The organism is Psychrobacter sp. SWN149, assembly GCF_015864565.1.
GTDB lineage: Bacteria > Pseudomonadota > Gammaproteobacteria > Pseudomonadales > Moraxellaceae > Psychrobacter.
Genome location: NZ_JADYWX010000008.1, coordinates 57,292 through 83,625 on the forward strand (window position 1 = coordinate 57,292; position 26,334 = coordinate 83,625).

General features: G+C 44.2%; 20 protein-coding genes. 13 read left to right on the forward strand and 7 right to left on the reverse strand.

Features of this window, described 5'->3' with window-relative positions:
* The first annotated feature begins 37 nt into the window (after nt 1–37).
* The 3 genes from I6E86_RS12510 (at nt 38) to I6E86_RS12520 (ending at nt 2,565) form a co-directional block, all read left to right on the forward strand.
* Nucleotides 38–475, forward strand: a complete 438-nt coding sequence (locus I6E86_RS12510) for a DUF3429 domain-containing protein (RefSeq protein WP_197177735.1) — start codon at nt 38–40, stop codon at nt 473–475.
* A 221-nt stretch (nt 476–696) separates the two neighbouring features.
* Entirely contained in the window at nt 697–1,950 is a 1,254-nt protein-coding gene (locus tag I6E86_RS12515) for an NnrS family protein (protein WP_197177736.1), read from the forward strand.
* Between the two features lie 99 nt (nt 1,951–2,049).
* Nucleotides 2,050–2,565 carry an Rrf2 family transcriptional regulator gene (locus I6E86_RS12520; RefSeq protein WP_197177737.1) on the forward strand — a complete coding sequence of 172 codons (516 nt, stop codon included), beginning with the start codon at nt 2,050–2,052 and terminating at the stop codon, nt 2,563–2,565.
* Nucleotides 2,566–2,678: 113 nt separating this feature from the next.
* On the opposite strand, the gene I6E86_RS12525 is transcribed toward I6E86_RS12520, so the two are convergent.
* Both I6E86_RS12525 and I6E86_RS12530 read right to left on the reverse strand, forming a co-directional pair.
* Nucleotides 2,679–3,425, reverse strand: a complete 747-nt coding sequence (locus tag I6E86_RS12525; RefSeq protein WP_197177738.1) for a hypothetical protein — start codon at nt 3,423–3,425, stop codon at nt 2,679–2,681.
* A 106-nt stretch (nt 3,426–3,531) separates the two neighbouring features.
* The gene (locus I6E86_RS12530) at nt 3,532–4,284 is read right to left on the reverse strand and encodes a hypothetical protein (RefSeq protein WP_197177739.1); all 753 of its coding nucleotides are present in this window, start codon (nt 4,282–4,284) and stop codon (nt 3,532–3,534) included.
* A gap of 693 nt (nt 4,285–4,977) precedes the next feature.
* On the opposite strand from I6E86_RS12530, the gene I6E86_RS12535 reads away from it, so the two are divergent.
* The 8 genes from I6E86_RS12535 (at nt 4,978) to mmsB (ending at nt 16,738) form a co-directional block, all read left to right on the forward strand.
* Nucleotides 4,978–6,102: an MFS transporter gene (locus tag I6E86_RS12535; protein WP_197177740.1), complete on the forward strand. Its 1,125-nt coding sequence runs from the start codon at nt 4,978–4,980 to the stop codon at nt 6,100–6,102.
* A gap of 216 nt (nt 6,103–6,318) precedes the next feature.
* Nucleotides 6,319–7,989 (forward strand): fatty acid--CoA ligase, encoded by a 1,671-nt coding sequence (locus I6E86_RS12540; RefSeq protein WP_194364226.1) that lies wholly within the window; start codon nt 6,319–6,321, stop codon nt 7,987–7,989.
* Nucleotides 7,990–8,309: 320 nt separating this feature from the next.
* Nucleotides 8,310–10,331: a propionate--CoA ligase gene (locus I6E86_RS12545; RefSeq protein WP_197177741.1), complete on the forward strand. Its 2,022-nt coding sequence runs from the start codon at nt 8,310–8,312 to the stop codon at nt 10,329–10,331.
* 348 nt (nt 10,332–10,679) lie between these two features.
* Nucleotides 10,680–12,164: a CoA-acylating methylmalonate-semialdehyde dehydrogenase gene (locus I6E86_RS12550; protein WP_197177742.1), complete on the forward strand. Its 1,485-nt coding sequence runs from the start codon at nt 10,680–10,682 to the stop codon at nt 12,162–12,164.
* Nucleotides 12,165–12,389: 225 nt separating this feature from the next.
* A complete protein-coding gene (locus I6E86_RS12555) occupies nt 12,390–13,550 on the forward strand; it encodes an acyl-CoA dehydrogenase family protein (protein WP_197177743.1) in 1,161 nt (386 codons plus the stop codon).
* 32 nt (nt 13,551–13,582) lie between these two features.
* Nucleotides 13,583–14,365: an enoyl-CoA hydratase gene (locus tag I6E86_RS12560; protein WP_197177744.1), complete on the forward strand. Its 783-nt coding sequence runs from the start codon at nt 13,583–13,585 to the stop codon at nt 14,363–14,365.
* Nucleotides 14,366–14,420: 55 nt separating this feature from the next.
* Nucleotides 14,421–15,686, forward strand: a complete 1,266-nt coding sequence (locus I6E86_RS12565) for an enoyl-CoA hydratase/isomerase family protein (protein ID WP_197177745.1) — start codon at nt 14,421–14,423, stop codon at nt 15,684–15,686.
* Nucleotides 15,687–15,793: 107 nt separating this feature from the next.
* Nucleotides 15,794–16,738 carry a 3-hydroxyisobutyrate dehydrogenase gene (gene mmsB, locus I6E86_RS12570; protein ID WP_197177746.1) on the forward strand — a complete coding sequence of 315 codons (945 nt, stop codon included), beginning with the start codon at nt 15,794–15,796 and terminating at the stop codon, nt 16,736–16,738.
* 156 nt (nt 16,739–16,894) lie between these two features.
* Here mmsB and I6E86_RS12575 read toward each other — a convergent pair whose 3' ends face one another.
* On the reverse strand, nt 16,895–17,653 hold the full coding sequence (locus I6E86_RS12575; protein ID WP_194364233.1) for an IclR family transcriptional regulator: 759 nt from the start codon (nt 17,651–17,653) through the stop codon (nt 16,895–16,897).
* 595 nt (nt 17,654–18,248) lie between these two features.
* On the opposite strand from I6E86_RS12575, the gene I6E86_RS12580 reads away from it, so the two are divergent.
* Nucleotides 18,249–19,163 carry a hypothetical protein gene (locus tag I6E86_RS12580; protein ID WP_194364234.1) on the forward strand — a complete coding sequence of 305 codons (915 nt, stop codon included), beginning with the start codon at nt 18,249–18,251 and terminating at the stop codon, nt 19,161–19,163.
* A gap of 121 nt (nt 19,164–19,284) precedes the next feature.
* On the opposite strand, the gene I6E86_RS12585 is transcribed toward I6E86_RS12580, so the two are convergent.
* The 3 genes from I6E86_RS12585 to I6E86_RS12595 form a co-directional block, all read right to left on the reverse strand.
* A complete protein-coding gene (locus tag I6E86_RS12585; RefSeq protein ID WP_197177747.1) occupies nt 19,285–20,127 on the reverse strand; it encodes a 4'-phosphopantetheinyl transferase superfamily protein in 843 nt (280 codons plus the stop codon).
* Nucleotides 20,128–20,312: 185 nt separating this feature from the next.
* Nucleotides 20,313–20,831 carry a peptidoglycan-associated lipoprotein Pal gene (pal, locus tag I6E86_RS12590; RefSeq protein WP_197177748.1) on the reverse strand — a complete coding sequence of 173 codons (519 nt, stop codon included), beginning with the start codon at nt 20,829–20,831 and terminating at the stop codon, nt 20,313–20,315.
* 151 nt (nt 20,832–20,982) lie between these two features.
* Entirely contained in the window at nt 20,983–21,585 is a 603-nt protein-coding gene (locus I6E86_RS12595) for a DUF6231 family protein (RefSeq protein ID WP_197177749.1), read from the reverse strand.
* 500 nt (nt 21,586–22,085) lie between these two features.
* On the opposite strand from I6E86_RS12595, the gene pepN reads away from it, so the two are divergent.
* On the forward strand, nt 22,086–24,686 hold the full coding sequence (gene pepN / locus I6E86_RS12600) for an aminopeptidase N (protein ID WP_227680654.1): 2,601 nt from the start codon (nt 22,086–22,088) through the stop codon (nt 24,684–24,686).
* 131 nt (nt 24,687–24,817) lie between these two features.
* Here pepN and I6E86_RS12605 read toward each other — a convergent pair whose 3' ends face one another.
* The gene (locus tag I6E86_RS12605) at nt 24,818–25,900 is read right to left on the reverse strand and encodes a 3-deoxy-7-phosphoheptulonate synthase (RefSeq protein ID WP_194364239.1); all 1,083 of its coding nucleotides are present in this window, start codon (nt 25,898–25,900) and stop codon (nt 24,818–24,820) included.
* Between the last annotated feature and the right edge of the window lie 434 nt (nt 25,901–26,334).

Sequence of the window (26,334 nt, forward strand, 5' to 3'; positions counted from 1 at the left end):
AACTATTATTAGACTAATCATAAGATAGGTTTAAACAATGAAAAAACCCAGTCCTTATCTAACTTTTGCAGGTGCTATTCCGTTTGTCGCCTGTGCATTTTTATTGATGGTAGACGTTGTTACCGTGCCTATGCTTGGCTCGGTAGTCGATATACTAAGTGCTTATGGCCTAATGATTGGCTCGTTTATGGCAGGCGCACATTGGGGCAATCATCTGAGCTTGACAGAGGACAATGAGTGGGGGGTTAAGCTGCCTATATATAGCAATGTCATTGCGCTTGGCCTTTGGCTTGGTTTTTTGACCTTGTCAGCCAGTAGCTTTATTTGGCTATTAGTGATTGGGTTTATAAGTCTGTTGGTTATCGATTATAGTCTGCATCGAGCGCAGATTATCAGTTACATATATTTTAAAGTTAGGCAGTATGTCACGGCGATAGTGGTCGTATCGTTAGTCATCGCGGCATTACAGTTGTAAGTGGTGTTGACTAAGTCATGGCTAAATAATAGCTAAATAATAGCTAAAGAACAGCCATTCTGCTTTCTTGGTTTTTATAATTGAGATGTTGATCTCAGAGATTCCCGTAGGCGCCGCACTTCGGTGAGTAAAGTATTTGATAGTTAGACTAAAGATTAATAAAGTTCATTCAAAATGAATGTTATAATTAAAGCCATCTATACTCCTCTAAGAAGATGGCTATGCAATCTATCAAGTTACCTAGCAAACCACCAAGCTCTCCGCATCCTATCCTTAATTTAAGCTTTCGCATATTTTTTAGTGCTGCTGCGCTATTTGCCGTAGTAACGATGCTGCTATGGGCGTTTGTGTTCACTGGTCACACGGATATCGATGCACAGGTTTTGAACCCGTTATACTGGCACGGCCATGAAATGGTGTATGGTTATGCCCTAGCAGTGGTAGCCGGATTTTTGCTAACCGCGGTCAAGACATGGACAGGGGTTATGCCGCCGCATGGCTATAAGTTGCTAGGTATCTTTGTCTGTTGGTTGCTGGCACGTCTGAGCTGGTTGGGTTTTGGGCTTGGCATAACGCTCATAGGTGATAGTATATCGTGGCTATATATAGCAGCCATTTTTGATGTAGTATTTGTCGCCTCGATGGCATATGTGATATGTCGAGCAGTATGGCAAGTTAAGCAATACAAGCAAATGGGTATCTTGGCAAAACTGGCACTGCTGACCTTTGGCAACGGACTCTGCTATTGGGGCATTATTAATGCTGATATGAATACAACTAAGATAGGTATTTATCTTGGGTTCTATTTGATTATTGGGCTGGTGCTAACGATTGGCCGCCGCGTGGTGCCGTTTTTTATTGAACGTGGTCTTAACATGGGTATAGATATGGAAACGTCAGAACCCATTAAACTACGTAATAGTAAGACACAAGATATCGCAAGCTTAGTGTTTTTCTTGGCCTTTTTTATTAGTGATATATTTTATCCAAATAAGTATTTGCTGACGGTGACCGCACTTGGCGTGGCAGTGATTAATATCGTTCGTCTGATAGGGTGGTATCATCACGGTATTTGGCAAAAACCATTACTTTGGTCGTTGCATATTGCATTTTTAGGTATGTGTTTGAGTTTCTTATTGTATGCACTACAGCCTTGGCTCGGTTATCCGCACAGCATTGCTATGCATGGACTGGCGATTGCTGGTGTTGGTATGATGACGTTAGCAATGATGACTAGAGTGTCTCTGGGACATACGGGTCGCAGTATTCATCAACCGCCAAAAACGGTAAGCGTTATGTACGGTTTGATGGTCTTAGTATTTATTAGCCGCGTACTATTACCGCTAGTAGATATGAATCATTACCTAATGTGGATTATGATGGCGCAAAGTGCTTGGATTGCTTGTTTTATGCTATTTTGCATCAGTTATCTGCCCATGCTGGCACGTCCTCGGCCAGATGGTTTATTTGGTTAAAGCGGGCTAACGATACTGTTTTCAAATGCAATTACCAAAAATGCGACTTACTTTGTTTGGCTTAATATATAAAATTTATAAAAATAGGAGCGCAAGTACATGCGACTGACCAACTATAGTGACTACGCGCTACGATCATTGATTTATTTAGCCGTGAGACCAGATCCATCACTATTGGCTAATATTAGCGATATTGCTGATAGTTATGGTATTTCCAAAAGTCATTTGACCAAGATTATTCATCAGCTGGGCCAGCTCGGTTATATAGAGAGTGTGCGTGGCAAAAATGGTGGCATACGATTGGCACGTGCGCCTAAGGATATCAATTTGGGCGTATTGATCAAACAGATAGAGCCTGATTTCAATTTGGTTGAGTGCTTTGCCGTACCAGCGCCTCATAATGATAGTGAGCAGGGCGCTCATCAGGCAGATTTACCAGTGACATTCATTGAGGAAGAAAAGAATAAATCTCTAGGCTGTGTAATCAGTCCAGCCTGTCAGCTTAAAAGCGTGTTCTTTGAAGCGCTCACCGCATTTATTAATGTGCTCGAGCGTTATACATTGGCAGATATTCTGAACAATGAAGATGAGCTGGCGACATTGCTGTTTCGATAATCGCATGTTTTATAAAGTCATTGGCTTAAAAAACGGGTCGCTACATTAGTAAATACAGTAATAGCGACCCGTTTTTATGTTTATCAAAGACGTCTGTCAGAATACGCTAAAAACTAAACTGCTTCTAACTTTGGACGTGCTTTCTTAATGGCTTTCACCAGTGCTTTCTCAAACCCACCTTCTTTGAACTGAACAAGATAAGAATGCGCTGCGCAAAAATTGCGAACGTCACGCCACTCATGAGCCAAATTGGTCGCCCAGTCGCAGTATTGCGCGCCAGCGTTTGGTTCCTTTTTCAGTGCTTTTTTGGTCGTGGGATGCAATATCAGCTCAGGCAATACAGCTTCTAACAACTTAATTGGTGGACTCATAAAAGTATCATCTACGTGCAAGCTTTGGCTGGCAGGGTGATAGGCCAATAGAGAGCCTGCATGAATCATCTCATTGGGCGAGATATAGTAAATGCCCTCTGATATTGAGAACTTGAGCTCAGGATAGCGTGCAGCGACTGCGTCACTTTCGACCAAGTCATCTGCCCAATCGATTTCTGGTATTTTTTTATGATGACGACTGCTGCCATAGAATGTTGCTTGCGGAAAGTCCTTTGCCATTTGGGCACAGTGTACCGTATGGAAGGGATGAACATTGAGCACGGCTTCGACATCCTGACCATTATTGGTCAGCGCCATGATTTTGTCTCGAACCTCACCTGTTAAAGTATAACTATCCAAAAAGATAAATTTTCCTGAGGATAGTTTAACCAATGAGCAGTGAGTACCAATGTTTAGCACACCGCCAATGCGGAATGATCCGCGTATGTTCCAAAATCCTGCCCCTAAATCATGAATTTGATCTGACATCTATCGTTTTCCTTATAGTAAGTATTGAGTGGTATGCGTCAAAAAATGACGATGCTTTATGGTTCTTTGTTTTATTTTTTAACCTATACGCTTAACATAGTAGCTTTTAAAGTGCTGTTGCCTCAAGCTCATTACGAGCGCTATCAATGACTGACAAGAGTGCTGCCTCAAATTTACCTTCCTCAAACACCACTAAGCCTGAATGTGCGCCGCAAAAATGACGGCCACTGCGCCACTCATGTGCCAGCTCTATTGCCCAATCACAATACTCTTTACCAGCATTAGCGTCATCTTTGAGCGCTTTTTTGGTGGTTGGATGTAAGCCTAGGTTAGGCTGTACGGCATTGAATCGCTTGGAAGGTGGTATCTCAAAAGTATCATCGACATAAATGCTTTGGCTAGCAGGGTGGTAGACTAACAGCGAGCTGGCATGAACCGTTTCATCCGGTGAGATGTAATGGATGCCTTGAGGCAAGGAAAATTTAAGTTCAGGGTAGCGCGCAGCAACGGAATCGCTTTCGACTAAGTCATCTGCCCAATTGACTTCAGGCACTTGTTCTGGATGTCGGCTACTGCCATAAAATGTCGCTTGCGGAAAGTCTTTCGCCATTTGAGCACAGTGTACCGTATGGAACGGATGAACATTAAGCACGGCTTCAACATCTTGACCATCATTGGTCAATGCCATTACTTGCTGACGAACGTCATCCTTTAACGTATAGCTATCTAAGAATATAAATTGTCCTGATGGTAGTTTTATGAGGGCACATTGGACACCGATATCAAGTATGCCGTTCTTTATAAATGAGCCTCGAATACTCCAAAACCCTGCCCCTAGATCATAAATTTCATCAGTCATCAACATTACTCCTTAATTGTTCATTTATTCAATCGTTTTACTTGTTTGTAGCACTCTATAGTCAGTTCAATATGATTTGGATACAAGGAAGGCGAGTGAAAGTACTACAAATAGTAGACTAAGCGAGCCTGACACCGAATCCAATTTATAGAGGATTGACTATATGATTATTGATTTTTATGGCAGTAATGTCTGTAAGAAAAAAGATAGAAGCAATGTAGATGTGTAAAAATAAAAAAGAGTTGTTATTCAAATGTCACTATGAGCAATGATGGCCATGCGTCTACTTATAAAAAGCTATGTATCCTGAACATAGCATAGGCATCAAACGTATGAGAAAAAAGTGTTTATAGTTCTGCCAAATGTTCTTGTGCAGCTAGCGCCTTTTGTCCATCATTAATAACACATTGACACCTGAGTATTTCAGTCGATGTGCTAACATGATTTTTTGTCATTATGCTGCGCATCTATCAGTCGATAACGGTGTTTTTATTTTATAAATGTAGCATGATTTGACGTTATATATCTCTATCATCCACGCCAGTGACCTCCTACCGTCATGGTATAACCAATATAGTCAGATCCCCTGTGAATCATTCTACCGCTCAAACTCAAAATCTAGTATCAAAACCATCACACACTCCTCACCAGTCGATCTCATGGATCTTAAAGCTCACGATTGGGCTGATAGGCATGTTTGCTTTTTTACAGGTGTATTCTATCCAAGCCGTCTTGCCTGTTTTAATGATGGACTTTTCAGCGACCGAAGTCCAAGCCGGTATGATCGTTGGGGCGACGATAATGGCGATTGCTATTATGTCACCGTTTTTGGGTATGCTCTCTGATGCAGTAGGGCGCAAACCTTTTATCGTTGGGGCATTATTGTTTTTGGCGATACCCACGGCTTTAATCGCTCAGAGTCCGAGTATTGGCTGGCTAGGACTATGGCGTTTTATGCAGGGTTTGTCGGTACCTGGTATTACGGTCGTGACGATTGCTTATATCGGTGAGGAGTTTGAAGGGCGAGCGGTGACCGATCTGATGTCGTTCTACGTGTCGGGCTGCGTCCTCGGTGGTTTCCTTGGTCGGTTTTTGCTTGGGCATTTACATGAGATCGTCGGCTGGCGTGCAGGGTATTATGTGATGGCAGCCATGACCCTTATAGGTGCAATATGGGTTTGGAAAATGCTACCCGCATCGCGGCAATTTTCTGCCAATCCGGACTTTCGCGCTGCGATACAGACGCTTGGTGAGCACTTGGTCAATCGTTACGTCGTGACGGCCTGTCTGCTTGGTGCTTGCGTATTGTTTTCACTGGTGGGGTGTTTTACCTTTATCAATCTACATCTGGCCAATACGCCTTATGAGCTGAGTACCGGCGCGCTGGCTAATATTTTTGCCGTCTACTTAATAGGCGTTGTCATTACGCCGCTATCTACGACATTGCTACGTCGATTTGGATCGGCGCGTACGGTACGAGTGGCTATTTTTATCTCTATGATAGGGGTTTTAATAACACTCGTGACGCCATTGTGGGGCGTGGTGGTAGGGCTGGCTATTATGTCCTCTGGTGTGTTTGTGACTCAAGCGGCGACCATCAGTTATATCGCTGTCAATGTCAAAAAAGGACGCTCACTGGCATCGGGGTTGTATTATCTGGGATATTACACAGGTGGGACGCTAGGAGCATGGTTGTGCGGTATTGCCTATGCAAAAGGGCAATGGTCGCTGACGGTATGGCTGCTTTTATTTGTGCAGATATTGGCATTGCTCGTTGCCAGTTTTGGTATGGTTAAAACAAAATTACGTGCTGCTTGATCGTTAGACTTGCGTATAGTTTTTCTAGTGACTAACTTGTGCTACTTAATGTAAGGCGGCTTTACATGGCACTGATTTTTTCTTACTATCAATAACGATGTTATTACTATAAAAAGTAAAATAATGAAATGGTTTGATTTTGCATCGATATTTTTCACTGCTACTTATCATGACTATTTATAACTTATAAGCACGACCAACAAGGACGTCAGATCTATGTCAAATATTTACCACAGTGCCCCTTCGGCCTATGATTATCCACTACTTGTAAAGCAATTATTGAGCCGTGCCAAAACAGTGTCGCAAGACCAAGAGATTGTTTATGCGGACAAAAAACGTCTGACTTATAAAGATTTGTTTGAGCGTATCAATCGCTTGGCCAATGTATTGGCCAGTCTGAATCTTGACGCAGGTGATGTGGTGGCAGTGATGGATTGGGACAGTCATCGCTACCTTGAGTCGTACTTTGCCGTACCAATGTCAGAGTACGTTTTACAAACCGTCAATATCCGACTATCACCAGAAAAAATCCTCTATACCATCAATCATGCTAAGCCCAAAGTGCTGATGCTCAATTCTGAGTTTGCGCCACTGGTCAAAGACTATCAGTTTGAAAACTCAAGCATTGAACATATTATCTGGCTTGATGACAACGGTGTCACTGCTGAAGGTATCTTTGGTAGTAATCAAAGCCGTGTCACAGGCGAGTATGAAGCCTTACTAGAGTCAGCTGGTAGTGATTTTGATTTCCCAGATTTTGATGAAAATACCATCGCTACGACTTTTTATACGTCAGGTACGACAGGGGATCCAAAAGGCGTGTTCTTTAGTCACCGCCAGTTGGTATTACACACTTTAGCAGAGGCGGCGACCCTAGGTATGCTGCCTGATAAGCAGGGCGTCAGCTATGGCGATGTCTATATGCCGATGACGCCGATGTTCCATGTGCATGCATGGGGTTTTCCATTTACGGCGACGATGGTCGGTCTAAAGCAAGTCTATCCAGGACGTTATGCGCCCGATACGTTGATGGATTTGATCATCAATGAAAAGGTCAGTATCACCCACTGTGTACCAACGATTTTGCAAATGGTGCTCAAAGAAGCCAAAGATCGTGACGCCAGTTTTAATGGGCTAAAGATGATTATTGGTGGCTCACGATTGACGGAAGGTCTAGCCAAAACGGCAATGGCACAAGGTATCGAAGTCTATACAGGTTATGGCATGTCAGAGACTGCACCGCTCATCAGTTTGACCCACTTTAGCTTAGATGAGCCAGAAATGACGGAAGAAGAGGACATCGAACGTCGCTGCATGACGGGTCAACCAGTATTGATGGTCGATGCTCAAGTATGGGGCGAGGGCAACAAATCCGTAGGTACAGGACCAGACAATACAGGTGAGCTGGTACTACGAGCACCTTGGTTGACCCAAAGCTATCTCAAAAACGACGATGCTGGCAAGGAGCTGTGGGAAAACGGCTATATGCATACCCAAGATATTGCTTATATACGTCCTGATGGCTATATTAAAATAACGGATCGCCTAAAAGACGTGATTAAATCGGGCGGTGAATGGATATCGTCGCTCGAGATTGAGACGATCTTGTCATTGCATCCATCCGTAGCCGACGTATCCGTGATTGGGGTACGTGATAAGCAGTGGGGCGAACGTCCACTCGCACTGGTAGTGTTAAAGCCTGATGCTAAGGACACCAGTGCTGACGATATCAAAGCACTGGCAGAGAAAGCAGTAGAGCGAGGTATTATTCCTAAATATGGCGTGCCAAGTCAGTTTAAGTTCGTAGATGAGTTGCCAAAGACCTCTGTTGGCAAGCATGACAAAAAAGCCATGCGTAAAATCTATGCTGATCAGACTGAAATATAAAACAGTTCGTATTATTGATGATCACAGGACTTTTACTTAAAAATGGGCATCTCATAGCGCATTGCTCGCTTAAGAGTTGACCTTTACCGTTGGCTCTGCTACATTTTAAACCGATACGTTATGTATCGGTTTTTGACTTCTGGCAAGGATGACCAGTATTTATAAAGGCACTGTCTACTACCATAAAATCAGTGTAGAGTTAGTAGTGGTAATCGCACACGGATAACGTATAAAGCGAGGCCAATACCTTACCAGCTTATAAATATCTCGATTATAAAATAACATTGCCCCATTTCTCGTTTATGCTAAGGACAGCTACTATGAGTGACCATTCCAAATCCCCAGTTTCTACCCAAACGACAGACACACCCACATTTGCTGATATCTATCATGCGTCGATTACTGACCGAGAGCAGTTTTGGGCTGAGCAAGCGAAACGCATCTATTGGCATAAAGCCCCTGAAAAAATCCTTGATGACAGTAACTTGCCCTTTACGCAGTGGTTTGTTGGCGGTGAAACCAATCTTTGCTACAACTGCGTCGATCGTCATTTGGCAGACCGCGCAGAGCAAGATGCGTTTGTGTGGGTGTCATCAGAGATTAACCAAGAGCTGATAGAGACTTTTCCAGGCGTCACAAATGCATTTACAGACTTGGGCAATAACGTCGAGTTTTATACAGACTATGCCAAGCGTCGTCTGACTTATAATGACCTATATAAAGAAGTGAATTATTTTGCGGATGTGCTACAACGTCATGGCATCCAAACCGGTGATCGTGTGGTTATCTATATGCCGATGATTTTAGAAGCAGCATATGCGATGCTGGCGTGTGCGCGTATCGGTGCGGTACATTCTGTCGTCTTTGGTGGATTTGCTGCCCACAACTTAGCCATTCGTATGGATGATGCCGAGGCAAAAATGGTCATCACAGTCGATGCAGGATTACGCGGCGGCAAAGTCGTCAATTATAAAAACTTGGTCAACCAAGGCGTTGAGCAAGCCACCATAAAACCTGAGCACGTACTGGTCATCAATCGCGGCATTTTACCGTTTGAGGCACAAGCAATCGATGTTGATTATGCCACTGAACGCCGACTCAGCTGTGAGGCACATGCAATAGTGGAGCCCGTTTGGCTTGAGTCCAATACACCCTCGTATCTGCTGTATACCTCGGGTACAACTGGCACACCAAAAGGAGTGCAACGTGATACCGGTGGCCATGCGGTGGCCCTGACGACATCGATTGACTATGTCTATGACGGCAAAGCGGGCGAGACATTTTGGGCGATATCAGACATTGGCTGGGCAGTTGGCCACTCTTACACTATCTATGCGCCATTACTGGCTGGCATGACCAGTGTTATGTATGAAGGATTGCCGCACTCACCAAACCCAGGCATCTGGTGGCGTATTGTTGAGGCCAATAAAGTCAATATCTTGTTTACGGCTCCGACAGGTGTGCGTATGCTCAAAAAACAAGATGAGAGCTGGATGACGCGCTACGATGTCTCTAGCGTTAAGTCGTTCTTTTTGGCAGGTGAGCCGTTAGATGAGTCAACGGCCAGTTGGCTGACCCAGCATCTAGGCGTGCCAATTTTGGATCACTATTGGCAAACTGAGTCTGGCTGGCCCATCCTCAGTCATACGCCAAAATTCAATCATAAACCGCACAAGCAAGGATCGCCTGGCTATCCCATGTATGGCTATGAGGCTCATGTCATCAATGAAGAGACAGGTGAACCTTGCAAGGCGGGTGAAAAAGGGTTACTTGCGATCAAAGCACCACTGCCGCCTGGTTGTCTCACCACAGTGTGGCGTAATGATGAGCGTTTTGTCAGCAGTTATTTTGGTTTGTTTGATGGTCAGCAGTACTCAACTTCAGACTATGCAGTGACCGATGAAGAGGGGTATTTTTATATCTTAGGGCGTACTGATGACGTGATAAACGTCGCAGGTCATCGAATAGGCACGCAAGAGATTGAAGAGGCCATCAGTATGCATCCAGAGATGGCAGAGTGTGCTGTGGTAGGGATTCAAGACGAGCTAAAAGGCGAGCTGCCTATTGCATTCTGCGTCCTAAAGGATCAGACGAAAATTGAAACCACTGAAAACCGTTTTCGTATCGAGCAACAAGTCATCGGCGCTGTTGTCAAATCTTTGGGCGGTATTGCTCGACCTGCTGCTATTTATTTCCCTCAGGCATTGCCAAAGACACGCTCGGGTAAAATCCTACGTCGCTCAATTCGTGCGCTAGCGGAAGACCAGCCAACAGGAGACATGTCAACGCTTGATAATCCCTCGGCCATCGATGCGATCAAGCAAGCAATGAAGGACTATTGATTGGCGCAATGTATCGATCTATAAGCCAATCATCTATAAGTCAGCAATGATAGTCATTTCACATAACAAATAGATTTATTTTATGAAAGCTCATGAGTAATCATGGGCTTTTTTAATTTTATGAGTCAACCAAAATAGGGTTTATAAGAACACGTTTATATAAAAGTTTGATAAAGCGCTTGACCGTAAAAATGATTTATTGTTATAGTCAATAACGATACAAAATAAATCATTTTAAAATTCAATTTTTAATAATGTTTTATAGACAAACACTCATCGCTTTTATTTTTCCAATAAATATCTAGGTGCCGTCACACGGTAGTCTTGCAAAAAAGATAAGGATATCTTATGCACCATGTTCAACAGCTCATCAATGGCCAATTCACTCAATCAAGCACCGACGAATGGATTGATATCACCGATCCTGCGACGCAAGAAGTCATTGCTAAAGTCCCGCAAACCACTAATGATGAGATCAACCAAGCAGTCGCAGCTGCACAGACTGCGTTTGAGACATGGCGCAAAACGCCAATCACCACGCGTGCTCGTATCTTTTTAAAGTATCAGTCTCTAATTCGTGATCATATGGATGAGCTGGCAGAAATCTTGACCGCAGAGCAAGGCAAGACGATTGCTGATGCGCGCGGTGATGTGTTCCGCGGTCTAGAAGTGGTCGAACATGCCGCTGGTATCGCCAATCTGCAAATCGGCGACTTTGTAGAAAACGTTGCCTCAGGTGTCGATACTTATAGCATTTGGCAGCCACTCGGCGTTTGCGCTGGTATCACACCCTTTAACTTCCCAGCGATGATTCCGCTATGGATGTTCCCAATGGCGATTGCTACAGGCAACACATTTATCCTAAAACCGTCTGAACAGGATCCGATGGTGACTATGCGCTTGGTAGAGCTAGCGATTGAAGCGGGCGTACCAGAAGGCGTGCTGAACGTGGTACATGGTGGCAAAGCAACCGTTGATGCAATTTGTGACCATCCAGATATCAAAGCCGTCTCCTTTGTGGGCTCTACTCATGTAGGCAAACACGTCTATGAGCGTGCCAGCCAATCAGGTAAGCGTGCACAGTGTATGATGGGCGCGAAAAACCATGGCGTTATCCTGCCAGATGCCAATAAAGAGCAAACGCTAAATCAGCTAGCAGGCGCAGCATTTGGTGCAGCTGGTCAACGCTGTATGGCGCTGTCGGTCGTCGTACTAGTAGGCGCAGCAGGTGAGTGGATTGATGAGATTAAAGCCAAAGCAGAAAGCTTAGTGGTCTCAGCTGGCAAAAATGACAAGGATTTGGGCCCATTGATTTCGCCTGCGGCAAAAGCCCGTGTCGAGCACTTGATTGGGACTGGGGTAGAAGAGGGTGCGAGCTTGATTTTAGATGGTCGCGGCATTACCGTCGAAGGGTTCGAGAAAGGTAACTTCGTTGGCCCAACTATCTTTGATAACGTCACAAGCGACATGCAAATCTACCAACAAGAAATCTTTGGCCCAGTACTGTGTATCATGCGTGCTGCGAGCTTAGATGAAGCGATTGCACTACTCAATGCCAACCCACATGGCAATGGCACCGCGATATTTACCCAGTCAGGCGCAGCCGCACATAAGTTCCAGCAAGACATTCAAGTCGGTCAAATTGGTATTAACTTGCCAATCCCTGTGCCACTACCTATGTTCTCATTCTCAGGGTCACGTGGCAGTAAACTTGGTGACCTAGGTCCTTATGGCAAGCAAGCGGTGCAGTTCTATACTCAGACAAAGACTGTGACGGCACGTTGGTTTGATGATGAAGCGAGCCGCGGTGTTAATACGACGATTTCAATTTAATCGTCAGCTCACTGTATTTTCGGTATGATGCGTTGTGCTTACGCTGACGGCATAACGTTAACGTGAGTTGCGGTACCACTAAACGCACTTTATTATCGTTATGCCGCTATTATATGGCACTCTTGTCTCATAAAATTACTTACCAATACTCTTATGAGCGCTTGTATTAAAGCTTCTCTGAAAGACAAGACCCTCTATTTGATCTAAAAGAACAAGGATGACCCGATGGATTTTTCATTGACCGATGACCAAGTCGCCTTTCGCCAAACGGCCCGTCAGTTTGCGCAAAAAGAGCTCAAGCCAAACACTGCTGAATGGGATCGCAACTCGCACTTCCCAGTAGATGTGATCAAAAAATCTGGTGAGCTTGGATTTTTAGGGCTGTATGCCAATCCAGAATATGACGGCTTAGGCTTACCAAGACTCGACTCAGCAATGGTATTTGAAGAGCTGGCATGGGGCGATACGGCTGTGGCCGCTTATATGAGTATTCATAATATGGCGGCATGGATGATTGGTGAGTATGGTAGCGATACCTTATGTAAAAAGTATTTGTCTAATATGGTTAGCGGTGAGTGGCTGGGCAGTTACTGTCTCACAGAACCGAATGCAGGATCAGATGCCGCATCATTACGCACCAAGGCGGATAAGCAAGGCGATTATTATGTGCTGAATGGTGAAAAAACCTTTATTTCAGGCGCAGGCTCAACCGATGTATTGGTGGTCATGGCGCGTACTGGCGCTGCAGGGCCAAAAGGCGTATCCGCGTTCGTCGTAGACGCTAATAGTGCTGGCATAGAATATGGCAAAAACGAGCACAAAATGGGCTGGAAAGCACAGCCAACACGGACAATCAGTTTTAAAGATGTCAAAGTACCAGTAGAAAATCTGATAGGTGAGGAAGGTCAAGGCTTTCGTATCGCTATGAAAGGACTCGATGGTGGCCGTATTAATATCGGTATTTGTGCGGTAGGAACGGCACAATCTGCATTAGAGACGGCAACCAGTTACGTACAAGAGCGCAGCCAGTTTGGTAGCCCAATTGCTAGCTTGCAGTCGGTACAGTTTAAGCTTGCTGATATGTTGACTCAGACTATTGCCGCGCGCCAAATGCTGTATCTAGCAGCTGATAAAGTCGACAACAATGATGGACAAGCGTCTACCTACTGCGCAATGGCAAAACGTCTATCTACGGATCTTTGTTTCGATGTTGCCAATGAAGCCCTGCAATTACACGGCGGCTATGGTTATCTAAACGAGTATCCACTTGAGCGCCATGTGCGAGACTTACGTGTGCATCAAATCTTGGAAGGCACCAATGAGATCATGCGAGTGATTATTTCACGTCAGGTTTTACAGGATGAAGGGTTAAGCCAGCTGCGCTAATTTATCTTGATTTACTGAAACAAGGATGTTTTATGACAGATTATACCAATCTAAAGCTATCAACTGACGGCCATACCGCAACATTAACGTTGAATAACCCACCTGCGCATACGTGGACGATGGACAGTTTGCATGCGCTTAAGCAGCTCATCACAGACCTCAATGCCAATGACGATATCTATGCGTTAATCGTGCATGGAGATGGCGAAAAATTCTTTTCAGCCGGTGCAGATTTAAACAACTTTTCAGACGGTGATAAAGGCCGCGCAATAAGCATGGCGATTGCATTTGGTGAGGCATTCGAAGCGCTATCGGCCTATCGCGGTGTCAGTATCGCTGTCATCAACGGCTATGCGATGGGTGGCGGACTAGAGTGTGCGCTCGCCTGTGATATCCGTATTGCGGAAGATCACGCACAGATGGCACTGCCAGAGACAGGCGTTGGGTTACTGCCATGTGCTGGCGGCACACAGAACCTAGCTATGTTAGTAGGAGAGGGTTGGGCCAAGCGCATGATACTGTGCGGTGAGCGGGTCGATGCAGAAACGGCGTTACGCATCGGTCTGGTTGAAGAGGTCGCGGCAAAAGGTGAAGGGTTGCAAGTCGCTCAGGCCTTAGCAGAGAAAGTCGCTAAGCAATCACCCGTTGCGGTCAGTTATTCTAAAAAGCTTATCCAAGCGGCTAGACACACCCCGCCTGCACAAAATCTCATATATGAGCGTGAGGCCTTCGTGAAATTGTTTGGCACGATGGATCAGCGCGAAGGGGTACAAGCCTTTTTAGAAAAGCGTAAACCCAATTGGCAAAACAAATAAGCCGCGGTAAAAACGCTTGAGCCATCTTTATTATTTAATTTTGTAGGTCACTTTTATGACAGCAGCGACGAACGATACTAACTCCCAAACGTCAGTACATAATGCAGCCCAAGAAGCGTCTGTATTGTTCAATACTGAGCCGACAGATTGCGGACACTTGATTGGGGTCATGACACTCAATACACCCAAATCGCTCAACGCGCTTAGCGTCGATATGTGCCAATTGCTCTCAGCGCAGCTAGAGCAGTGGCAAGATGATAATCAAGTGGTGGCGCTTGTATTAAAAGGTGCAGGCGACAAAGCGTTCTGTGCAGGCGGCGATATTCGTAAGCTCTATGACAGTATGTCTACCAGTGCACCCATGCCAAACCCTTATGCTACTGAGTTTTTTAGTCATGAGTATCGTCTCTATCGTCAAATGCATTTTTATCCGAAACCGTTAATACTTTGGGGCGATGGCATCATTATGGGCGGCGGTATGGGGCTGATGGCAGGATGTAGTCATCGTCTGGTCACTGAGCGCACACGTTTTGCCATGCCTGAGGTCACAATTGGACTGTTCCCTGATGCCTCAGGCAGTTGGTTTTTACAGCGTATGCCTGCCAAAACGGGTCTGTTTTTAGGACTAACGGGAGCGATGTGCAATGGTAACGATGCGCTACTCGCCAATCTGGCAGAGTATGCAGTAGCTAGTACTGATTATGATACCGTCATGCAGCGCCTCAGACAGAGCAACTGGCAGGCAGTCGATAACACGAGCAGTTCAAATAAATGCCATGACAATAGTGCGCATAGTATTGTTAGCCGTGCACTTGCTGTACTACCTGTTGCTGTACTACCTGATAGTAAGCTCGCGACGTATTGGCACCCTATTCAGCAGTTGATGAACAGTGGCGGTTTGGCTGATATCGATGAACTGCTACAAAGCGATGAAGCGCTAGCACAGATTAGCAAAGATTTTTCAGAAGACAGTTGGACACAGCGAGCAGTCGCCACTTATCGTCATGGTTGCCCAGTGACGGCAGCATTGACCTACGCGCTCTATTATAAAGTCGCTGACCTATCGATCGAGCAAGTGCTGTATTTAGAAACCAATGTAGCAGTACATTGTGCAGCCAATCCAGATTTCAAAGAAGGCGTGCGGGCGCTATTGATTGACAAGGATAGAAGCCCGCAGTGGTCGCGCTCATTAGTAGATTGTCTAAGTGTAGAAGGGCAGGCGTATATCGACCAGCATTTTGTCAATCCTTATCCAAAAGGTGAGCATCCTTTGGGCGATTGGCTGGGTAAAGATGCCTTGGGTAGTCAGTATGTCCGCTAGCTGTTTAAAAGCAATTTATAAAGTAGGACGCAAGCAAGATTCACTAATAAATACTGTTAAATAGTATGTAGCAATAGCTACATTATAAATCATCAAGGAGTGATGAGATGGGTACAAAGGATACAAGTACGATGGATAATAATAACTCTAAACCAAATATCGCCTTCATTGGGCTTGGTAATATGGGTGCACCAATGGCAGAGAACTTATTAAAGGCAGGTTACACGCTATCTGTCTTTGATCTGTCTGAGGTTGCAACCCAGCGCTTAGCACAAGCAGGGGCCAGCGTCGCAGAAAGTCCTAAAGATGCTGCAAGTAATGCTCAAGTTGTGATTAGTATGTTGCCTGCAGGTCAGCACGTGCATTCGGTGTACTTGGGTGATAGCGGATCTAATGGTCTGCTAGCAGAACTGCCAAAAGGAACGCTTGTGATTGATAGTAGTACGATTGCGGCGGCTGATGCAAGGACAGTGGCAGAGGCGGCAAGTAAAGCAGGGGTCGACTTTTTGGATGCACCAGTTTCTGGTGGTACAGGCGGAGCAATTGCGGGTAGTTTGACTTTTATTGTTGGCGGTAGCGTTGAAGCTTTTGCCAAGGCTGAGCCTATTCTCGCTGTCATGGGGAAAAACATCTTCCATGCAGGCGAGCATGGTGCAGGACAAGTAGCGAAAATCTGCAACAACATGCTGCTAGGTATCCTAATGGCAGGCACGGCAGAGGCGATTAATCTAGGAGTCAAGAACGGTCTAGATCCCAAAGTGCTATCAGATATCATGCTACAGAGCTCAGGACGCAACTGGACATTAGAAGTTTATAACCCTTATCCAAAAGTCATGGAAAATGTGCCATCTAGCAATGGCTACCAAGGCGGATTTATGAGTAAGCTGATGCAAAAAGATTTGAACTTGGCAATGCAAACGGCTCAAGATACGCAGGTGGATACACCGATGGGGGCAAAAGCGACGGAGCTATATGCATCACATACGATAGAGAATGGTGATAAAGACTTCTCTAGTATCATAGGACGTCATGATGTCTCGTTATTGTCTTAGCGCTATCGTTAAATCCATATAAAATTGCTAGTGATAAGTGTTATCTAAACATCCTTTATGTCAAAAATGTTCTATAAGCATAAAATTAGATAATAACAAAAAGGTCTGCGTTCTCATCAGAGCGCAGACCTTTTTTGTGACTTGTCTATTAAAACATTAGCTTTGTAGATCATATACGAGACTCTGAACATCTTGTGCTGCTTCTTGCAGTCTTGGTACGTGCGTCAGCAAATCATCTAATGAGACACGTATGGTGGGCGCATGTAAGTAGAGTGAGGCCAGATAGCGTTGCTTTTTATCCAAGATAGGTACAGCGACTGCCACCATCTCAGATATAAATTCCTCATTATCAATACCGACGCCAGTGGCAGCGATATGATCCAGCTCGATATTCAATGCATCGATATCAGTGATGGTGTTTTTGGTGAACTTATCTAATGGCAAACCCTGTAGTATTTTCATACGGCTGCTCTTAGACAGTTGGCTTAAATAAAGCTTACCTGTCGCGGTACACCACATTGGAGATTTTGCACCTACAGGAAGATATATTTGTAGCGGTAACGTCGTCTGTGCTCGGTTGGTGTAGATCATATTCATATGATAAGGAATACCAATACCACAAGTTTCTTTGAGCTCATCGACAAGTTTTTGCAAAATCATCTGTCGCTCATTAAAAAACAGACGCTGCTGCCAGAGCTCAACGCTTAGGTTACGTACTCGCTTACCAGGAATAATGCCGCCACCAATATCAACGGTTAAGAACCCATCATCGACTAAATTTTGAATCAATCTATGGATGGTCGGCTTTGGGATATCCAGCTCTTGTGATAGCTCAAGGGGAGAGAGTGGTTTTGCGGCATAAGATACGGCTTCTATAATCTCCAGCACACGGGTAATCGACGATACTTTAGGCATATATATGGCTCAGTAGTGGTAAGAAAGGCACATCACAATGTGTTCATAAATAAGACAAACAGTCATAAACCTGAAGCCTTATGACAAGTTCGTTGTTATCTCTCAGTTATCTCTAATTTAGCACAATATGCAGCTGAGACAAGGCTTAGTGTGCCTTTATAAGCACATTTATTTGATTTAACCAATAACCCCTGATTTTTCGCAAAAGTAACATTAGATACACCCATTCACAGAATGCAACACTCTGTAGTAATAAGCTATATAAGTGTCATTGAGTCTCATCGTAGTTTTGGTCACTATACAGACATATTTTGTAATACCCTCACATGAACGTTAAGCAGCTTGATGTTCATGTTTACACTGTTCGGTTACTTTGAGAGCGTTGTGTAACTCAAACACAGAGTTTTGCAGATTGGTGTAGCAATTATTACAGTATCTATGCAATCTTTACATAATGGCAAATAAAAAGAGCATCACTAGGGGTGACTTTTGATGCCAAAATTGTTTTAATTCGCTCAACAAAATGATGGTCTAAAAAAAGCAGAATTATCATTTTTTACGGGCGGGTTTTATTTCACACTTTAGGAGCGTAACTATGAAATTTATTAAATTAACAGCAATCTCTGCTGCAGTTTTGGCATCAACTGCTGCATTAGCAGCTGAGCCAGTTATCGTTGTTGATAACAATGACGCAGTTGTATACGAAGCTGAGCCAGTTGCGGTAGCTTATCAAGCTGAACCAGTTGCAGTTGCTTATGAAGCAGAAGAAACTAATACTGGCATCATCGGTAAAACGACAGGTGCAGTTCGTAACACTACTGGTGCTATCTTTGGTGGTACTAAGACTTTGTTCCAAACAGCTATTAACCCAGCATCTGTTAGCGCTGAAGCGGGTACTTTAGGTTATGGTGCTAACATCGGTTGGTCAATCAATGACAAAACTGAATTGCAAGCTGGTTGGGCAGGTGGCGATGTTGCTGACCTTTTCGGTGGTGATTTTGATGCAAACGACATCAACTATGATGTAGATTCAGACTTCAGCAACCCGTACCTAGGCGTACAAGTACGTCCTATGGCTAACTGGTTCACAGTGGGTGCTGGTATCATCGTTCCTGATAACGATATCGATGTACGTGCTAACTCAGAAGGTCCGAACTTCAGAATCAATGATGTTGATTATAACGCTTCAGAGACTGGTACGTTATCAGGTACGATCGAGCATCGTAACAAGCTAGCACCTTACGGAACTATCGGTTTCCGCCCTAACATCACTAATAACTTCGGTGTATTTGGTGAAATTGGTGCCGCTTACATGGGTAAAACAGACGCTACTGTTACCTCAAGCAACCCAGATGGTGTAGTTACAGCTGTATCTGGAAACAGTGACAATACTTCTACTACTGTTGTTACAGGTAAAGACGTTGCTAAAGCTGCAGAGCAAGAGCTTGAAGATAAAGATTACCTAGAATGGTTCCCAATCGTTAAAGTTGGTGCAACTTACCGTTTCTAATCTAATCACAGTTTAAGTACTGTTGTTAGAAGGAAAGTAAGCATAAAAAAACGACCCTAAACGGGTCGTTTTTTTATGTCTAAAAAATACCGATGGCTGTATAAGAGTGTTTAAAGACATATTAAAATACAATGACGGTTTGCTGGGATAATAATACGGAAATCCGGTAAGGGGTTTGATGCTCTGTACTATCTATTGTATAAAGGTGCTCTATAGCATGCTGGTGGTTATTGGATCTAAATAAATCAAGCGCAGGCAAGTTAGTGCTCGATAGGCTGGGAATAAGATAGGCGTAATCCTTACCTAAACCTTGAGCCAAGGTATATTGATGTATTTTGATAAAGCTTTCTTTTATCTGCCAAAGAAATTTGGCCGTCATATCTCGCTGACTCGTTGGCATTGCTTGTAAAAGGGCAATTTCATTGTTTGAATAGAAGCGGGTCACTACATGCCACGCAATATTGCTGGTCTCCACATCGATCCCAGCAGGACGATGACGGCTGATAACCACTGCTACTTGATTGTATGAAAATTTGCCGGTTTTTTTATCTAATGATTCATCAGTATTGTTTTTATGACTGGCAGCTGTATGGCTGAAACAAACGTAATATCTGCTGTTAGTCAATCGATAAGGAAAGCTCGATTCATCCAAAGTGTCATCAATCTCTAGCTTATGTAGCAGCATTTCTAGTAACTTTCGCACCCCTTGGCGCTGCTGTTGACGCTGAGCATGGGCGATACGGCGCGCGGATGGGAGTGTTTGCCGTCTATGAAAATGCCAGTCAACATTATCAAGCCTGATGGTATCTATAGATACCGTATTAAAGAAGCATGCCCATGATAGATGATTCCATATATCTATACTGTCTATAGAAAAAGATGGCGCGCTAATGCGTGCGGTCATACACCATGTCGTCGGGTTGAGCTGGGTATGCTGGATATGAGTTAACGGTATCGTTGGCATTGTTGGTTCTGTTTATTATAGGTTTTAGGAGTAGAGCTTTGTTAGCATTAAGCCAATAGCTAGATCACAATTGAAGTATATTGATATAAGAAACACGTTCCTTATCTGAACAAATAATACAGAAAAGCCCAGTAATTTACTATTACTGGGCTTTTTGTGTTTAATGCGTGTCTTAGAAGGATACCTTAGTAAGACAATTCAGCACGGCGGTTCTGTGCATAAGCATCTTCAGCATTGCCAGCGGCAGCAGGACGTTCTTCACCGTAGCTAATAACACGGATGTTATTGGCAGCAACGCCTTGTGCGGCAAGGTAGTCACGTGCTGCTTGTGCACGGCGCTCGCCTAGGGCCATGTTGTACTCTCGGCTACCGCGCTCATCGGTATGGCCTGCAACAACGACGCCAGCTGATGGGTTTGAGTTTAGCAAACTTACGTGCTGGTTAAGGACGCTCGCTGCTTGTGCAGTGATTTCGCTGCTATCAAAAGCAAAGTAAACCACGGCTTGTATGTTCTCAGCACCAGTGATAACAGCGTTTGAGTTACCAACCATCACAGCACCATTGTAGCCAGCTTGTCCACCTGGGATACCTAGTGGGGCAACAACGACTTCAGAAGTGGCGCGCTTGGTAGCACAACCTGTGGTGATAGCCACAGCACTTGATAATACAGCAAGAACAGCGATCTTAGAAAAACTGATTGACATGACGAGCTCCTAAAATTTTAATTACATTTGTTTTTTTAAACTGCTCACGATAAAAATTAGGCAATTGCTGTCTATAATATACTAGATGTTACTTTATGTAATTAGTTTTACTGTAAATTATCTTAGAATTTACATATAGATATACTGCAAATTACCAACGGCTCTTGCCCCAGTTTTCAGGATTGGCCCAGTAATCCGCATTGAGCCAGTTTGGCAATTGCTTATAATCATATAGGTTAAACTGCCAGAGCGCCGCTGATGTGGTGGACGAGGTAATCGCGGCCATAGCCTCTATATTTAAAGAGGGCTCACTTAGGATATCAAATGGCGTAAAGCCATAAGGTTGTAAGTTGATAGAATCGTCCAGTGCGACAAGTAGATGCGCTGCATACAGATCACGATAGCGCATGAGTAATGGCACATATTGCTGTATTTGCTCTTGTGATAGAGCGGGTAGCCAAAAACAAACCAGCTCATAACGCTTGAGTGAGGGTTGCTTGATAAGTGATGACAGTATTGAGATATCCCATGTTCCAGCTGTCGCAGAATCTGCCGAGGCTATCTTATGTTTTAACTGTATTTGTAGTGCTGATAATGCTGCTTTATCCTGCGCCACCCATAGCACTTCAGTGGTATCATTGGTTGACTCTGCGGTCTGCGGCACTTGGATATCTAGTGAAGGCAGCAGTGCATCGATATACTCTATCAATAGCGGTAAAGTAATCTTTGAGTGTTTGGTCGTAGGTGTTGTCATAGAATAGGCCGTCGGTTCAATAGGAAGCATTGGTATGACTATTAAATCATGTTCGATGAAATAGTCAATCTATGATAAAGGGTAAACAGCAGTGCCATGGCGCAATGTCTAAATACCACGTAGATTATAAACGCAATTATCTGCATTGGAACACTTGAAATTTTGCGATTTAGGTCAATTTAGTTATAACAATTCGCTTACTAATATCACAATCATGATTGTCAGCTTAACGTAAGATCGATATCTTAAGACATGTCCTAAAGCATGTTTGACCCTTTGATAGGTATCCGTCTTAAAGTAGCGTTGACGCTATAGTCAATCAATGTTAAAAATGATACAAGGCAGACGAGCGCAAGTACTACAGTAGTAGGCTAAGCGAGTCTAACGCCGTAACACTTTAAGAGTGATTCGACTATATCAACCATACCTCTATATCACCAATAATAATAGGAAGTCTTATGTCTACTGCTGAAACGGATGCTCAAATTATCAATCCTGACATGCCTGATGTACCGCCACATTCGCCAAGCAAAATTAATCTGAAAGACTATAAAAAGCCCAGTTTTGATGTTGATATTGTCCACTTAGACATTAAGCTGTTTGATGATCATGCGCAGGTTAATAGTACGCTTGAAATGACGCGTCAGACAGCGGGTGATGTTGTCCTATTTGGCGAAGATTTAGAGCTACTGTCTATTACCATGAATGGTGACAAACTAGCAGCTGAGCATTACCGCCAAGAAGCGGGTAAGCTTACGATTCATGATGCCCCTGATAAAGTTACCTTCGATATTCAAGTACGTATTTGTCCGCAGACCAATACCGCACTTGAGGGTCTATACATGGCAGGTAGTGGCGCTGATACGATGTTTGTGACGCAGTGTGAGCCAGAAGGTTTCCGCAAGATTACATTTTATCCTGATCGCCCTGATGTACTGGCGATATTTACCACGCGTCTAGAAGCAGATAAGCGTTACCCAACGCTGCTTGCCAATGGGAACTTAGTTGAAGCAGGTGAGGTGGCCGATGCACCAAATCGTCACTACGCGATTTGGCATGATCCAACCAATAAGCCAAGCTATCTGTTTGCCTGTGTCGTCGCTGATTTGGATGTGTTGACGGATACTTATACGACCAGTGAAGGTCGAGAGGTTTTGCTTGAAATATATGCAAAATCTGCTGATATCGATAAATGTGATGTTGGCATGCAAGCGCTAAAAGACGCCATGAGATGGGATGAGGTCAATTATGGCCGAGCCTATGACTTAGATCGTTATATGATCGTTGCGGTCAGTCAGTTCAACATGGGTGCGATGGAAAATAAAGGCCTCAATATCTTCAATACAGCTTGCGTGTTGTCTAGTCCTGCGACGACCACCGATGCGCGTAGCTTTAGCGTCAAAGCCATCATCGCTCATGAGTACTTTCATAACTGGACAGGCAATCGCATCACCTGCCGTGATTGGTTCCAGCTGTGCCTAAAAGAAGGCTTTACCGTCTACCGCGACCAATCATTCTCAGCGGATCAGCAATCGAGTGCGGTACAGCGTATTGATGATGTGGCAACGTTACGTGCCCATCAGTTTGCCGAGGATGCAGGCCCACTGGCACATCCAGTACGCCCAGAGAGCTTTGTTGAGATTAATAACTTTTATACGACCACCGTCTACGAGAAAGGCGCTGAAATTGTGCGGATGATTGCCAATACTTTAGGGCCAGATGACTTCCGTAAAGGAACAGACGAGTATTTCCGCCGTTACGATGGACAAGCAGTGACGGTTGAGGATTTTTTGTCAGCACTCAGTATCACTGATGACAAAATCGAGGATTTCATTGATTGGTATCGTCAGCCTGGGACACCAGTGGTATCGGGTCATCAAAACTATGACAGCGCTGCAAAAACACTGACTATCAGCTTAAGTCAGCAGACTCGCCATGTTAGTGGTTTTGACGCGCCAAAACCGTTGCCGATACCGGTGGCGACTGCGCTGTTTGATAAAGAGTCTGGCGATATTGTCGCTGAGCGTATGCTACTGCTCGATCAAGCTGCCCAAACCTTTGTGTTTGAGAATGTCGCAAGTGAGCCTGTTGTATCATTGCTACGTGCTTTTAGTGCGCCGGTACAGCTCAACTACGATTATCAAGACGCGGATTTGGCATTTTTGCTCAAGCATGAGACCAATGGCTTCAATCGCTGGCAAGTGACTCAGATGCTGGTGAATCGTATTTTGCTGCAAGGTCAAGGTGCGAAAAGCAGCCCTGATGTATATTTAGAAGCATTGGCACAGACATTGCCCGTCTTGGCGGCTGATGACGCGATGCTGGCCGCAAGGTTGCTTGATATTCCTTCCGCGCAAGAGCTGGCTTCTGCCATTCACAAAGACTACGATCCCGCATTGGTTAAAAACGAACGCAATAGCCTATACAAGCAAGTCGCGGACACCCTAAAAGATCAGTGGGCCGCCTTATATGCCACTCTGCCAATGCAGTCTTATGAAGACAATGCTGAGGCTCGCGGGACTCGTGCTTTGCGTAATGTGATACTTGATATGGCATTGACTGCCGATGTGGATGGAGCAGCCGATTGGGCGCAGCAGCAATATGACAATGCCAGCTGTATGACAGAACGTTTTGGCGCACTAAAAGCAATGGTCAACCATCAATTGGATCTAGCTGACGACTACTTGGCGGACTTCTATGAGCGGTTTCAAGCCAATGATTTGGTGATTGACTTGTGGTTCAGCGTACAAGCTGCCGCTGACGATGTAACCCCTGATAAAGTAACATCATTGCTTAAGCATGCAGATTTTGACTGGAATACACCAAACCGTGTCCGTTCAGTGATCAGCGCCTTTAGCTCACAGCCAACGGTATTATGGACAGCAGAGGGTCTAAAAATATATACCGATGTGATCAAAAAACTGGATGATGCCAATCCAGTATTAGCCTCGCGTCTGGTTCAAGTGCTGGCACGCTGGAATACCTTGGCGGAGCCGCACCGTCAAATAGCACAGGATCAGCTGATAGATTTACAGCAGAACGTGACGTCTAAACATGTCATTGAAAGCTTAGACAGCGTATTAGGTGCTGCAGATAGTTAATTAAAGAGACACGAACAAAAAAAGCCCGTTTGGCACTTTATAACTAGTGCCAAACGGGCTTTTTGTTATTTGCTGATATGACTGTGTTCTAAAATGCAAAGTTCTAAAACGCAAACAATCGGCAATCGATATTAACGATTTGGCAGTACATCTTTTACCATAGCATGTAAGCTACGCATGGCTACGACGGTGCTATCCCAGTCTAGGCAACCATCAGTGATAGATTTACCATACTCAAGCTGGCTTAGATCAGCCGTCAGCTTTTGATTGCCGCCTTTTAGATGACTCTCGATCATCATGCCAATAATTGATTTATTGCCATTTTGAATTTGTTCTGCAACGTTTTGGATGACCATCGGTTGTAGATACGGGTCTTTTCCTGAGTTGGCATGGCTTGAGTCAATCATGATTTTACTATTGGTTTTGCCTTTTGCCAGCTCGTTTTCGACTTGAGCAACCGCAGTTTCATCGTAATTCGGTTTGCCGTTACCACCGCGTAGTACCACGTGTGCGTAAGGGTTGCCTTTAGATTTGATGATTGATACTTTACCATCTGAAGATAGACCTAAGAAGCTATGGCCTTCTTTAACCGCTTGCATCGCATTGACTGCGACCGTCATACCACCATCAGTACCGTTTTTGAACCCAACTGGGCAAGATAGGCCTGAGCTCATTTCACGATGCGTTTGGCTCTCAGTGGTACGAGCGCCAATTGCTGACCAGCTGATCAAATCCTGCATGTACTGCGGGGTATTTGGATCCAGTGCTTCAGTCGCACAGGGTAGACCTTTTTCATTCAGATCAAGAAGTAGTTTACGAGCAGTACGCAAGCCTTTTTCGATATCGAAACTGTCATTCATATCGGGGTCGTTGATCATGCCTTTCCAGCCAACAGTGGTACGCGGCTTTTCAAAATAAACACGCATCACAACAAACACGCTGTCTTCGATCTCTTTTGCCAATACGGCCAAGCGATCAGCATATTCATGAGCGGCTTTAATATCATGAATAGAGCAAGGTCCGATGACCACAAATAGACGCTTGTCTTTACCATCCAAGATGTTTTGAATGGTTTTTCGACCGTTTAGTACAGTTTTATAAGCTTCGTCTGATAGAGGTAGCTCGGTTTTTAGCTCATCGGGAGTAATCAAAGGAATAAATTTTTCAATATTCACGTCGTCAATATCTACATTATGGGTAACTGATGTTGTCATGGTTATATATCGTCTAGCTGATTTATAGGAACAATCATTATGCGGACAAAAGTGTTGGTTGACAAGGGTAGTCGAGCAGTTAATTGACTGATAACTGGAATGAGGAAACCAAAACTTAGTTATACTTATAAGTACTTGGCATGATATTTAGTGTCTTAAATGCCGCTTTAGCATTTGGTTTTTCTATTTAACTATAAGGTTTGGTGACACATGGACGCCGTCAATGCTTAGATTTTATAGACGAATTTAGCTATTTTTATCATGGTCACGTATGATAGCAACATTAAGACACACCCTAACAGTAGACCGCTAAAATAATAAAGGCGCAAAACGTTTATTATTCATAGGATGCTATCGCCGATTGATTGTGTTGTATTTCACAACAACGGCTTTTTATTTTATTTGTACGTTTTTAATATTGAGAGCTTATCATG

Coding starts and splice junctions, on each gene's coding strand:
- I6E86_RS12510 (WP_197177735.1), top strand. CDS start 38: ATGAAAAAACCCAGTCCTTATCTAACTTTTGCAGGTGCTATTCCGTTT.
- I6E86_RS12515 (WP_197177736.1), top strand. CDS start 697: ATGCAATCTATCAAGTTACCTAGCAAACCACCAAGCTCTCCGCATCCT.
- I6E86_RS12520 (WP_197177737.1), top strand. CDS start 2,050: ATGCGACTGACCAACTATAGTGACTACGCGCTACGATCATTGATTTAT.
- I6E86_RS12525 (WP_197177738.1), bottom strand. CDS start 3,425: ATGTCAGATCAAATTCATGATTTAGGGGCAGGATTTTGGAACATACGC.
- I6E86_RS12530 (WP_197177739.1), bottom strand. CDS start 4,284: ATGACTGATGAAATTTATGATCTAGGGGCAGGGTTTTGGAGTATTCGA.
- I6E86_RS12535 (WP_197177740.1), top strand. CDS start 4,978: ATGTTTGCTTTTTTACAGGTGTATTCTATCCAAGCCGTCTTGCCTGTT.
- I6E86_RS12540 (WP_194364226.1), top strand. CDS start 6,319: ATGTCAAATATTTACCACAGTGCCCCTTCGGCCTATGATTATCCACTA.
- I6E86_RS12545 (WP_197177741.1), top strand. CDS start 8,310: ATGAGTGACCATTCCAAATCCCCAGTTTCTACCCAAACGACAGACACA.
- I6E86_RS12550 (WP_197177742.1), top strand. CDS start 10,680: ATGCACCATGTTCAACAGCTCATCAATGGCCAATTCACTCAATCAAGC.
- I6E86_RS12555 (WP_197177743.1), top strand. CDS start 12,390: ATGGATTTTTCATTGACCGATGACCAAGTCGCCTTTCGCCAAACGGCC.
- I6E86_RS12560 (WP_197177744.1), top strand. CDS start 13,583: ATGACAGATTATACCAATCTAAAGCTATCAACTGACGGCCATACCGCA.
- I6E86_RS12565 (WP_197177745.1), top strand. CDS start 14,421: ATGACAGCAGCGACGAACGATACTAACTCCCAAACGTCAGTACATAAT.
- mmsB (WP_197177746.1), top strand. CDS start 15,794: ATGGGTACAAAGGATACAAGTACGATGGATAATAATAACTCTAAACCA.
- I6E86_RS12575 (WP_194364233.1), bottom strand. CDS start 17,653: ATGCCTAAAGTATCGTCGATTACCCGTGTGCTGGAGATTATAGAAGCC.
- I6E86_RS12580 (WP_194364234.1), top strand. CDS start 18,249: ATGAAATTTATTAAATTAACAGCAATCTCTGCTGCAGTTTTGGCATCA.
- I6E86_RS12585 (WP_197177747.1), bottom strand. CDS start 20,127: ATGCCAACGATACCGTTAACTCATATCCAGCATACCCAGCTCAACCCG.
- pal (WP_197177748.1), bottom strand. CDS start 20,831: ATGTCAATCAGTTTTTCTAAGATCGCTGTTCTTGCTGTATTATCAAGT.
- I6E86_RS12595 (WP_197177749.1), bottom strand. CDS start 21,585: ATGACAACACCTACGACCAAACACTCAAAGATTACTTTACCGCTATTG.
- pepN (WP_227680654.1), top strand. CDS start 22,086: ATGCCTGATGTACCGCCACATTCGCCAAGCAAAATTAATCTGAAAGAC.
- I6E86_RS12605 (WP_194364239.1), bottom strand. CDS start 25,900: ATGACAACATCAGTTACCCATAATGTAGATATTGACGACGTGAATATT.